Source organism: Pedobacter sp. AJM, from assembly GCF_002197755.1.
Lineage (GTDB): Bacteria > Bacteroidota > Bacteroidia > Sphingobacteriales > Sphingobacteriaceae > Pedobacter.
In genome coordinates this window covers 17,762-29,764 of the sequence record NZ_NHOT01000002.1, presented here as the reverse complement: position 1 = coordinate 29,764, position 12,003 = coordinate 17,762, and the positions used below count along the sequence as shown (strand labels likewise).

9 protein-coding genes are annotated in these 12,003 nt (G+C 40.4%); 4 read left to right on the top strand and 5 right to left on the bottom strand.

The genetic code is table 11. The annotated features are described in order from the left end of the window. Positions 1-17 precede the first annotated feature (17 nt). The 3 genes from CBW18_RS04030 (at position 18) to CBW18_RS04020 (ending at position 5,937) form a co-directional block, all read left to right on the top strand. Positions 18-1,397 (top strand): FGGY-family carbohydrate kinase, encoded by a 1,380-nt coding sequence (locus tag CBW18_RS04030; RefSeq protein ID WP_088299994.1) that lies wholly within the window; start codon positions 18-20, stop codon positions 1,395-1,397. A 60-nt stretch (positions 1,398-1,457) separates the two neighbouring features. Continuing rightward, positions 1,458-2,489, top strand: coding sequence for a GntR family transcriptional regulator (locus CBW18_RS04025; protein ID WP_088300371.1), 1,032 nt, complete (start codon positions 1,458-1,460; stop codon positions 2,487-2,489). A 67-nt stretch (positions 2,490-2,556) separates the two neighbouring features. Beyond that, a complete protein-coding gene (locus CBW18_RS04020) occupies positions 2,557-5,937 on the top strand; it encodes a DEAD/DEAH box helicase (RefSeq protein ID WP_088299993.1) in 3,381 nt (1,126 codons plus the stop codon). A gap of 162 nt (positions 5,938-6,099) precedes the next feature. On the opposite strand, the gene CBW18_RS04015 is transcribed toward CBW18_RS04020, so the two are convergent. The 4 genes from CBW18_RS04015 to CBW18_RS04000 form a co-directional block, all read right to left on the bottom strand. Further along, positions 6,100-6,921, bottom strand: coding sequence for an SDR family oxidoreductase (locus CBW18_RS04015; RefSeq protein ID WP_253248960.1), 822 nt, complete (start codon positions 6,919-6,921; stop codon positions 6,100-6,102). A 39-nt stretch (positions 6,922-6,960) separates the two neighbouring features. Next, positions 6,961-7,896: an NAD-dependent epimerase/dehydratase family protein gene (locus CBW18_RS04010; protein WP_088299991.1), complete on the bottom strand. Its 936-nt coding sequence runs from the start codon at positions 7,894-7,896 to the stop codon at positions 6,961-6,963. 88 nt (positions 7,897-7,984) lie between these two features. After that, entirely contained in the window at positions 7,985-8,590 is a 606-nt protein-coding gene (locus CBW18_RS04005; RefSeq protein ID WP_088299990.1) for a Crp/Fnr family transcriptional regulator, read from the bottom strand. Positions 8,591-8,636: 46 nt separating this feature from the next. Further along, entirely contained in the window at positions 8,637-9,218 is a 582-nt protein-coding gene (locus CBW18_RS04000) for a thymidine kinase (protein WP_088299989.1), read from the bottom strand. 123 nt (positions 9,219-9,341) lie between these two features. On the opposite strand from CBW18_RS04000, the gene CBW18_RS03995 reads away from it, so the two are divergent. Continuing rightward, a complete protein-coding gene (locus tag CBW18_RS03995; RefSeq protein WP_088299988.1) occupies positions 9,342-10,541 on the top strand; it encodes a hypothetical protein in 1,200 nt (399 codons plus the stop codon). Positions 10,542-10,740: 199 nt separating this feature from the next. Here the strand turns inward: CBW18_RS03995 and rodA are convergent, their stop codons facing one another. Continuing rightward, the gene (rodA, locus tag CBW18_RS03990) at positions 10,741-12,003 is read right to left on the bottom strand and encodes a rod shape-determining protein RodA (RefSeq protein WP_088299987.1); all 1,263 of its coding nucleotides are present in this window, start codon (positions 12,001-12,003) and stop codon (positions 10,741-10,743) included.

Genomic DNA, 12,003 nt, shown 5'->3' with positions numbered 1-12,003 from the left:
CGAAAGGGAAATAAAAAATGCCTAAACCTGTTATTGCCATATTTGATGTTGGAAAAACGAATAAAAAACTGTTTTTAATTGATGAAAATTATAGCATTGTGTATGAAAGGTCGGCACGTTTTGTAGAAACTATGGACGAGGATGGCGAAATCTGCGAGAACCTCGAAAGCTTAACCTCTTCTGTATATGATTCGTTAAACCAGGTGATGCAGTTAAAGGAGTTCGATATTAAGGCCATCAATTTTTCTACTTATGGTGCCAGTTTCGTTTATCTTGATGAAAAAGGAACGCCCTTAACACCGCTTTACAATTATTTAAAGGCCTATCCCGAAGGGCTTAAAGCAGCATTTTATGCTCAATACGGAGGGGAAGAAAAAATTTCCCTCGAAACGGCATCTCCTGTTCTGGGTAGCTTAAATTCTGGTATGCAGCTCTACCGCCTGAAATGTGAAAGGCCTGAATTGTTTAATCGCATCAGGTATGCTTTACATTTACCGCAATACCTCAGTTATTTACTTACCGGAAAAGCCGTGGCAGATATTACCAGTATTGGTTGCCATACCCAGCTTTGGGATTTTAATAAGAATGAATACCACCATTGGGTTAAAGCAGAAGAGATAGATCAAAAATTTGGTGAATTTACAGCTGCAGATACTGCTATAAAAAGCAGCTTTCAGGGTAAGGAAGTACGCGTAGGTGTGGGCCTGCATGATAGCTCTGCAGCTTTAATTCCTTATCTGGCCAATTTTAACTCGCCTTTTGTACTTATTTCTACCGGAACCTGGTGCATCAGCCTTAATCCTTTTAATCAGGAGCCACTTCAGGCAGATGAATTAAAGAAAGATTGCCTGTGCTACATGCATTTTAAAGGTAAGGCCGTAAAGGCTTCCCGAATTTTTGCAGGTCATGAACATGAAGTGCAGCTTAAACGAATCGCCTTACATTTTGATCGCGCAGCCTATCTTTTTAAACATTTAAAGTTTAATCCTGCTTTGGTTTTGAAGCTGGTTAATAAAGTGCCCGGAAATCAGCAGGTACAAACCGAATTTTCATTAACCTCTGCTTTTCCGGAACGGGATTTAAACATCTTCCAAACGGCAGAAGAAGCGTATCATCAGTTAGTTATCGATTTAATTAAGCAGCAGGTTTACTCGCTTAAACTCATTCTGAATGATGGCATAAGGCGAGTTTTCGTCGATGGGGGCTTTGGAAAAAATGCCATCTATATGCATTTGCTGGCCAGTGCCGTGCCCGATATTGAAGTTTATGCCTCTTCTGTAGCTCAGGCCACTGCCATTGGAACTGCACTCGCCATTAATGATGTATGGAATGAAAATCCCGCACCAGCGGATATGATTAACTTAAAGTATTATTCCGCCATTCAGCGAACCTTATAAGGCAAAACCGAATTTCATAGCAGATTTTTTTATATATTGGAAACCCTAGCAAAAAAGCATTTGAAGCCAGAAGATATCCTTAGTTATATTCAAATTGATGAATACTCCTCCACTCCAAAATATAAGCAGTTAACCAATGCGATTTTGAATGGGATTGATATGGGTAAGCTGCAAAAGGGGAGTTTGCTCCCTTCGATCAATGAGCTTAGTTTTAGTCTGGAAATGTCAAGAGATACTGCAGAAAAGGGCTATCGTAATCTCCGTAAACTTGGTGTGGTAGATTCTGTTCCAGGAAAAGGATATTTCATCATTAATACCGATTTTACCCGAAAACTAAAGGTTTGTTTGCTGTTTAATAAACTCAGTACCCACAAAAAAATTATTTACGATTCCTTTACCAAAGCCATTGGAGAACATGCGGCCATTGATTTTTACATCTACAACAATGATTATGTTTTCTTCAAGAAAATGATCATCAGTAAAAAAGATGATTATACGCACTTTGTCATTATTCCACATTTTTTAGAAGGAGGGGAAAATGCCCATGAAATCATCAACACCATTCCGAAAGAGAAACTGATTATTTTAGATAAGCTTTTGCCTGGCGTAACCGGAGAGTATGCTGCGGCCTATGAAAATTTTGCACAAGATATTTACGCGGCATTGGAGCAAGCCCTCAACCGGCTCTCCCATTATACTACATTGAAAATCATCTTCCCTAAAAACAGCTATTTCCCGCATGAAATTTTAAGTGGTTTTTATCGATTTTGTCAGCAGTATGCATTCACGCACAAGGTGATCCATAATATTAAAGAAGAGGAAATTCAACCCGGCGAGGTTTATATCAATTTAATGGAGGATGATTTAGTGACTTTAATTGAGCGGCTGATTGTTTTAAATCTCAAAATAGGAAAAGACGTAGGCGTAATTTCTTATAATGAAACACCCCTAAAAAAGCTCATTTTGGATGGGATTACCACCATATCGACAGATTTTAGCCGTTTGGGTACCCAGGCTGCTGAGTTTGTGCTGAACGGAAAAACAGAAAAGCTTGCCGTTCCATTTTATCTTAACCTGAGAAATTCGCTTTAATCATTAGTGCTGATCATTTTAAACCTGCAAGGTTTATGCTATTTTTACACTTTACAAATTTGTTTAAATGAGCGAAGAAAAGGCAGGAACATCATCAGTATTCAACAATCCGTACGATTATGTATTGCCTGATTTCAACCTGAAAGATTTAAACGGCATCTTCATTCTTAAACACCTCAGCCAGGAAGTTCACACACATGGCAAAGGCTTTTTTGGTCTTCATCCCGAACAGATTGAAATTGATTTTGCCGCCTTTAGTCATCCGGAATCTGATGCGGTATTTCCAATTGTTCAGGTACAGCAAACGGCAAATGCGGTAAAATTATCCTGCCGGTGTACGGCACCAAAAAATAAATTATGTGTACACCAGGCGCAGGTATTGTATAATATTCTAAACCGGGAAGATCTCGCTATTTTTTTTGATGAGCGTTTACGCCGGCAAAAGCTGCATGCCATTGCGCTGGATTATGGATTGGAGAAGGAGCAAAATCTGGATGCTGTTTTTGTATTGAGCCATCAGGATGGAAAGTTGCAAATTAATCCTAAAATGAAAGCGCTGCAGCCTTTTGATAAGGAGGCCAGTAAACAAATGGCCAATATTTTATTGCCCCGGCAAAAGCCCAAGATTGGAAAACCTGTAATTGATTTGAGTAAAACCATTTTGGTATTTGGCCAGCATCGGTATTACAGTAACCTATCCATTGAACTATACAAGGCAGATCAAACAAAAGCCGGGAAGATTAAAAATCCGCTGCAACGGATCAACCTGAACAGTTTGTTATTTCAAACGGATGATAGTGATGAACTGAAATTCTTCAGTGGCATTGCTACTTTTCAGGCCAATTACAATAATGATCAAACGGGGGAAGAAATTGAGGCGTTAAAAGCCATTGTGAAGAATCCGCAAAAGATTCCTTTCTATCTTCAAAATCCGAAGGAAACCACTATTCAGGCGTCTGCCATTATTCCTGTAAATGTTCATTTTCTTGATCTTGATTTAAGATTATCGGTAAACCAGCTGAATGATTTTTATGAAATTACCGGGCGGTTAATTATTGAAGGTAAATCCTACGCGCTGGATCAGCTGCTGCTGGTTCATCAATATTTCGTTAAACTGAAAGACCAGCTTTATTTAATCACCAAACCTGATTTTTTGCGGGTGATAGGCTTTTTCCAGAAGCAAAGTAACCGTTTAATTTTACACAAAACCAAGTATCCGGCGTTTCAAAAGCTTATCTTAATTCCGTTAGAGGGCAGTATTCAGGTTGATTATACTTATCTGAAACCTGCTACGGCAGATCAACTGGAAGAAAAGGGCTTTGATCTTGAAAATGAAAAGTTAATTTATTTATCAGAATCTGAAGATTTTATTTTAATCACACCCGTGATGCGTTATGGAAACCTGGAGATTCCGGTACTTTCCAAGCGGCAGATTCAGGCACAGGATAAACTCGGTAATGTTTTTACCCTGCACCGTGATGAGGAAGCTGAACTGCAGTTTATTGCCAGCATTTTAAAGCAACATCCCTATTTCTATGATCAGGAAACCAATGATTCATTCTATTTACACCGGAAACGTTTTTTAGAAGAAGGATGGTTTTTAGAAGCCTTTGAAGTGTGGCGCAATAAGGGCATTCAGCTATTAGGTTTCAATCAACTTAAAAATAACAAGCTCAATCCATACCAGGCGCAGATTAATATCGAAGTCTTAAGTGGTACCGATTGGTTTGAAACCAAGGTGAAGGTGAAGTTCGGTAAACAACAGGTGGCTTTAAAGCATTTGCATAAATCCATCCGGAATAAAAGTAAATTCATTACCCTGGATGATGGGACGCAAGGCATTTTACCACATGAATGGATTCAGAAATTCACTGATTATTTTAATGCCGGAGAGGTAACCGACGAAGCCATTCTAACTCCAAAAATCAAGTTTGCCACGCTAAATGACCTTTACGAAGATGCACTTCTTGACGGAGAGGTAAAAAATGAGTTAAAACGCTACCGGCAAAAGTTTGAGGGTACAGAAGCCATACAGGAAGTTGAGGTTCCTGAAGATTTGAAAGCTACCTTACGTCCTTATCAGAAAGACGGATTAAACTGGTTAAACTTTCTGGACGATTTTAATTTCGGGGCCTGTTTGGCAGATGACATGGGACTGGGTAAAACCATCCAGATTCTGGCCTTTATTTTGTCACAACGTAGGAAAGTGGGGCACAATACTAACCTCGTCGTCGTTCCTGCATCATTGATTTTCAACTGGAAAGCAGAAATTGAAAGGTTTGCACCATCCATTAAGGTTAAAACCATTTACGGTACGGAGCGGACTAAAACGACAGATCGTTTCGATGGTTTTGAGGTGGTCATTACTTCTTATGGCACCCTGCTTTCTGACATTCGCTACCTGAAGGATTATCGCTTTAATTATATTTTTCTGGATGAATCTCAACACATTAAAAATCCGGAATCACAACGGTATAAAGCAGTGAGGATGTTAAAATCGAGGAATAAAGTAGTGATGACCGGTACACCGATAGAGAACAATACTTTCGATCTTTACGGGCAACTGTCTTTTGCTTGTCCGGGTTTATTTGGGAGTAAACAGCAATTTGCCGATTTGTATTCTACGCCGATAGATCAGTTTAAGGACAAGAAAAGGGCTGAGGAACTTCAAAGGAAAATCAGGCCTTTTATGATGCGGCGTACCAAGGAGCAAGTGGCTAAAGAACTTCCGGATAAAACGGAGATTGTACTTTATTGTGAGATGGGTACAGCACAACGGGAGGTTTACGAAGCCAACAAAAAGGAAATTCAGGATTATATTTTGGGTAAAACGGAAGATGAACTGCCCAAAAGTGCCATGCATGTGCTAAAAAGCATCACCATGCTGCGGCAGATTTGTAATTCCGCCGCACTGCTGGCTGACGGGAAATCATATCTCCAGGCTTCATCAAAAATCGAGGTATTAATGGAGCAGATTGAAGGCAAGTCGCAGCATCATAAGATTTTGGTGTTTTCACAATTCGTGAGTATGCTCGAGCTGATTAAAAAGGAGCTGGAGCGAAAAAATATCAGATATGAATACCTGACAGGTCAAACCCGAAACAGGGAAGAGGTGGTCAGGTCTTTTCAGGAAAGTGAGGATATTCCTGTTTTTTTAATCAGTTTGAAGGCCGGAGGAACCGGATTGAATTTAACTTCAGCTGATTATGTTTACCTGGTTGATCCATGGTGGAATCCTGCAGTAGAAAATCAGGCCATTGACCGGGCCTACCGCATCGGGCAGCATAAAAATGTAATGGCGGTTCGATTGATTTGTCCGGACACAATTGAAGAAAAGATCATGAAACTGCAGGCTTCAAAAAAAGATCTGGTGAAAAACCTCATCCAAACCGATGGTGGATTTTTTAAAGGTTTAAGTAAAAAAGAATTGTTGAGTTTGTTGGGGTAATGATTTATAAATCGTTATTGCCAACTGAAGGGCAGGGTTTGGTGCTGGCGCGTGAAGCCATCTATCTTTGCTAAGCGCACATGGCAAGATAGATGGCATCAGCTGATGAAGAATCAGCTTCGCAATGACGGCGAGAGGTATCATGCGCGCAAAGCGGAATGCTTACACTATTTCAACCTGAAATTTATAATCCAGGTATTTTGGAACGTTTACACTTTCTACGATCTTCCAGGTTTGTTTCTCCGAAATAAATCCAGGGACTACCAAACCTGTATTTTTAGCGGCAGCGCTATAAAATTCTTTTCTGTTGGGATGATCAGGAGCACAGGCATTATAGATTCTGCCAAAAGCCTGTTTTTCTATGATGGCCATTGCAATCCCTACAGCATCCGTTTGGTGAATCAGGTTCACCGGTGCCAAACCGTTAGGAATATCCATTTTGCCGGCAAAAAATCTTCCGGGATTCCGTTCAGGTCCGATTAATCCTGCAAAACGGATAATCGTAAATCCCTCTGGCATTGCCAGTGCCAACGCTTTTTCAGCCGCCAATACCACCTTACCCGAGTCGGTATCCGGATTGGTGTCACTCAATTCGTTTACAATTTGATTTTCATCGCCGTAAACACTGGTAGAGCTAATCAAAATAATGTTTTCTACTTTCCCCTTTGCAGCGTTGATGATCGATGCTATCTTCTGCGCATAATCATTTAACTCAGGAGAATTTCGCTTCGGTGGAATACAGATAAACAAAATAGCTGCGTCAAAAAATTCCAGATCTGCAACCATCTGATCTGCACTGAAATGAACACGAAAGGGCTGTATGCCTTCCTCAGCAAGTATGGAGAGTTTTTCAGGAGTAGTGGTAGAACCTTTAACCTGATAACCCTGCTCAATAAGTTTTTTGGCAAAAGCAAGACCAAACCAGCCACAGCCTAAAATGGAGACGTTTTTTTCTGGCGCAAATTTCTGATTTTTCAACATCATCAAAGATAGTCCATCTGCATTTAACGGACGGGCGAATGGCTAAATATTTTGCTTTTTATACATCGTTTCCGAAATGTTTGTAATCCCATCCACATAGTTGGTTGGTTTAACATTAAAGTATTGCTCAAATTTTGAGGAATCAAACTGATAGTCGTGATCATATTGGTAATACATTTCTACCGTACCGGCCACCACTTTTTTAAAAAGCCCGAATAAGCGGAGCATCAGTTTGTTGATGGTCGTATATTTTGGCTGAACCTGATAGATTTCTGCAGCCAAACGCATAAATTCAATACCTGTAATGGGTTTGGCGGTAGGGAGATGCCAGATTTGATTGTCTGATTTTGGTTCCTGCCCCAGCATATACAAGCCTTTGCCCACATCGGGTATGTACGAAAAGTTATGCAGCATCTTCGGATTGCCAACCCATTGTGCACGTTGGTTTTTTGAGTATTTATCAAGTACCATCATATCAATAAAACTATTCATGGAACTGGCACCATAAAAATCAGCTGCCCTTGCTATGCTGGCCTGGATATTTCCGGTAGACACTTCATCCATTAAGCTGTTGGCTACCCTGGCACGAATTTCACCTTTAACACTGCAGGGATGATAGGGCGTTTGCTCGGTAACCGGACCATTTACCAGTCCATACATGTAAATGTTATCCAGGAAAATCAGTCGTGCGCCAACACTTTTCACTGCATTGATCACATTATTCATGATCAACGGCCATTGTTGCTGCCAGATTTTAGCATCATAAATGATACCTGCGCAAAGGTAAACCACAGTTGCACCTTTAGCCGCTTCGCATACCTGAGCTTCATTTAATAAATCTGCCTGAACCCAGCTCAGGTTTGGATTGGAAACTGCAATGGGTTTCCTGCTTACCAGTCGAACGGTTTTTTGATGGGCTAATAATTCTGATGTAAGCGCATGGGCACTTGGTCCGCCGGCTCCTAATATCACGTACATATTTTTGTGTTTTAATGACCATCAAAAATAGGCAGGTATGCAGGCTTAAAACGTTAACAAAAGATAAGGTTTTGATTTAATGCTGAATTCAGGCATGCACCTTTAGTGTTCTCTTTCTGATTCTGGAAAGCGATACAGGGGTAATGCCCAAAAAATTAGCCACATAATGCTGAGGGATGCGCAGAAATATTTCACCGGCATTCTTTTGCATATCCAGATAACGTTCTTCCGGACTTTGAATGATAAAGCTGGCTACTCTATCCTCGTAACAACAGATGTAATATTCTGCAATCCGGCGGCCAAACTGTTCAATTTTAAAGGCAATGGCCGGATTGTTTTCCATAAGCTCAAAGTTCTTTTTAGCAATCAGGATCAGGGTGGTTTTTTCTATTGCCTGGATATAATTGGTGTTGGGCAGTCGGGTTAAAAAACTTTTGTAAGCACTTACCAACTCATTTTCAAAGCTGAAATATCCGGTAATTTCTACACCTTCCCGCACATGGAAATACCGCATGGCACCATGTAAAATAAATCCCATATGATCACAAACCTTGCCCGGAACAGCAAAAAATTCTTTTTTGTCGTAGTGCCTGAATTCGAGGTATTGCTTAAAAATTTCCCATTCTGCATCACTGAAGGAAACAAATTTTTTTAATTCACAGCGTAAATGATTCAGGTGTATGGTATTATCCATGATGGAAGTTTAAGGCTTTATTTTTATACTTCAAGATAGGAAATTTCTATCCATTATCCAGGTGATAGCAAGCCCGGCAACGCGGTTCATAACTTTCTTTTTCGCCCAATAATACGGTCGAATCATTGGCCACTGTTCTGTAACTGAAAAGTGCCGGATTACCACAGCATACGCAAACGGCATTTACCTTGGTTACATGTTCTGCAATGGCCATTAAGGCCGGCATCGGACCAAAAGGTTTGCCGGTGAAATCCATGTCCAGGCCAGCTACAATTACCCGTATTCCCCTCAGCGCAAGTTTATTGCAAACATCCGGAAGTTCATTGTCGAAAAATTGTGCCTCGTCAATGCCCACCACCTGGGTATTGGTGCCCAGTAATAAAATGGCCGAAGCACTGTCGACAGGGGTCGAGTTAATGGAATTTAAATCATGAGAAACCACTGCCGTTTCATGGTAGCGCGTATCAGTTCTTGGTTTAAAAATCTCGACATTTAATTTAGCAATCTGGGCACGCTTCAATCTTCTGATCAGTTCTTCCGTTTTGCCGGAAAACATGGAACCACAAACCACTTCAATACTTCCTGAAAATTCACCTCTTCTTCTAAAATTTTGTTCGCTAAATAACATGTCCGATCTGTTGTGCCCTGATGTGTTCTCTATTAATTTTAAACCGAACAAATATGAGAATTATGTGTTATTTTTGGGTACTTAGTTACCAACATAAATCAGCACAAAATCCGTTTTAAGTTTATGATGAACCAACAGAATATCTTCAAAAAAGTCGGCAGTATTTTAACAGAATTAAATGAGCAATATGAATTTCTTGCTCAAAATCCACAACAGCTGAATCACCTGGAGCTGGAGTTGTTTTTAGCCAATGCAGATTTTCTTGCAGATCATGTACGGATTGTTCAGAAATTGAATGTGGTGAATGAAAAGCCATCAGCCATTATTCATCAGCCGCTGCTGGAAGAACAGAATACGATTATTCTGCCTGAAACGCCGCAAAGTTATTTGGCGGATGACCAGGCTTTTGAACCTCAGGAACTGGAAGAAGTAATCACCGCAGAAGAGCAGGAGGAGCGGATTGATGTAAAACCGGAACAAGAACTGCAGGATGACGAAGAAATCAAAAATGATACTGCTGAAAAAGTACTGGAGCGCGATTTTTTTAAACCAGACCAGGATGACCACAGTTTTGAGTTTGTTTTAGGGAATCACAGTGCTGATGAACAGTTTGATTACGAAGCAAAATCGGTAGCAGAAATTTTCGACAGGCCTTTAAGTGAGGCAGAAGAGGAGATTCTGGCACAGAAAAAGAAAATACACGAAAAGGAAGAGGCACCTTTGGCGCCGGAGGATGAAACGGTACCGAACGAAGAAGATGAAATTGGTCCGGAACCTTTCTTGATTGCAAAAGATGAGGCCCCTGAACCGGAGAATCCGGAAGCCATTAAACCAGATGTTTCAACGGAAGCACCTGTAACTGAAGAAAGGGTCGTTCCGCCATCAGCACCAATACCTTCATTGCGGGATGTGGAAATGGATGAACCCATCATTTCACCACCGGTATATGAAAAACCGATTTTTACTCCTGAAGCCATTCCGGTTAAGCCGGCAGAGCAGCCTATTGCTGCAGCTAAACCTACCCAAAGTTTAAATGATTTGCTGGCTAAAACCAATGCACAGGGCGACGAACCGGTAAAGGCACCAATTGCCGATTTGAAACAGGCCATTAACCTGAATGAGAAAATGCTTTTTATTAAAGATCTGTTTAAAGGGTATAACCTGGCTTATTCAGAGGCAATCGATATCGTTAACAAAATGAACAATTTTGAAACCGCCAATAACTTTTTACAAAGCAATTATGCCATGAAGTATGATTGGGCAAGTAAACAAGCTACAGTAGATCAGTTTTATGAATTGTTGAACAGGAGATTTAGTAAATAAGGTGTAGATCTTTGTGTGTTACAGTTGCGGCTTACCAGTGATAAGTCCTGCCGCATCGTGTGGAACATGATCTTGCGGTAAGCACAACATGCAATACATGATGAGGTTTTATTGAACTACAATAGTTTTGTTTAGCAATATATATCTTTGCTCTTTACTCTTTGTTCTTTTTATCTTTGTTCCTTGCTCTTTCTATCTCTTAAAAAAAGCCCATTCTGTTCGAATCCAGTTTCAGGAAGATAAATAGCAATATGGTGAAACTCCATAATGAGGAACCACCGTAGCTAATCAGCGGCAAAGGAATGCCAATTACGGGAATGATGCCAATCGTCATGCCGATATTGATAAATACGTGGAAGAAAAGAATACAGGCTACACTGTAACCATAAACCCGTGAAAAGGTAGATCTTTGCCTTTCAGCGAGATTGATGAGCCTTAATAACAGAAAAATATATAAGGCAATCACCACTGAACAACCCAGAAAACCCCATTCTTCACCAATGGTAGAGAAAATAAAATCGGTACTTTGCTCCGGTACATAGCCATATTTGGTTTGCGTACCTTCTAAGAAACCACGTCCTGTTACCTGTCCGGAGCCAATGGCGATTTGCGATTGAATCACATTGTAACCGGCACCCCGGTTATCTGTTTTAAGGCCTAACATCAACTCAATCCGGCTTCTCTGGTGTGGGGCCAATACCTTTTCATAAGCTACCTTGATCAGAAATAAATAACCAATGGCCAGTACAGTAACCAGAACAGTGGAGAATATTATTTTCTGTTTCCTGCGGTTATTGTAGATAAACAGGCCGGCAACTGCGGTAATGATGATGATAAGAATATATGTTGGTACGAGGAAATCAGCAATAAACAAAACAATCATGCCCAGGAAGATTAATAAAAAGTAGCCTGATAAACCTTCGCGGTATAGGGGAAACATAAAGGCTAAAAAAACCAGTGCAGAACCTGTATCGGGCTGCAGCATAATCAATACCAAAGGTGCGCCAACAATTAATGCGGCGATGGCGATGGATTTTAAATCCCTGAATTTTGGATTAAAGCTCCCTACATACCTGGCTAAAAGCAATGCCGTGCCAAATTTGGCAAACTCTGCCGGTTGCAGCTTAAAGGAACCTATGGCAATCCATGCCTGATTCCCGGCTACTTTATTTCCAATGACTAAAACGGCCAGTAAAAGCAGTAAAGTACCGCCATAAATAAAAGGAGAAAACACGTTAAATATTCTCCCATCGAAAAGTAATATCGACAGGCCAAGCACCAACCCTGTTAGCACGTAAATTAATTGCTTGCCGTATAGGGTATTGAAACTAAATATAGAAGACTTTTCAGGAGGAACGGAAGCAAAAATATTAATAAAACCAACTGCACAGAGGGCGATATAAATTAAAACTGTAATCCAGTCTACATTAAAAAAGAAACGATTTCCCTGTTGTTGCTGCAT

Excerpts from the sequence above, each read along its gene's own strand:
- CBW18_RS04005 (WP_088299990.1), bottom strand. The coding sequence starts at position 8,590 with ATGGATAATACCATACACCTGAATCATTTACGCTGTGAATTAAAAAAA.
- CBW18_RS04030 (WP_088299994.1), top strand. The coding sequence starts at position 18 with ATGCCTAAACCTGTTATTGCCATATTTGATGTTGGAAAAACGAATAAA.
- CBW18_RS04000 (WP_088299989.1), bottom strand. The coding sequence starts at position 9,218 with ATGTTATTTAGCGAACAAAATTTTAGAAGAAGAGGTGAATTTTCAGGA.
- CBW18_RS04015 (WP_253248960.1), bottom strand. The coding sequence starts at position 6,921 with ATGATGTTGAAAAATCAGAAATTTGCGCCAGAAAAAAACGTCTCCATT.
- rodA (WP_088299987.1), bottom strand. The coding sequence starts at position 12,003 with ATGCAGCAACAACAGGGAAATCGTTTCTTTTTTAATGTAGACTGGATT.
- CBW18_RS04010 (WP_088299991.1), bottom strand. The coding sequence starts at position 7,896 with ATGTACGTGATATTAGGAGCCGGCGGACCAAGTGCCCATGCGCTTACA.
- CBW18_RS04020 (WP_088299993.1), top strand. The coding sequence starts at position 2,557 with ATGAGCGAAGAAAAGGCAGGAACATCATCAGTATTCAACAATCCGTAC.
- CBW18_RS03995 (WP_088299988.1), top strand. The coding sequence starts at position 9,342 with ATGATGAACCAACAGAATATCTTCAAAAAAGTCGGCAGTATTTTAACA.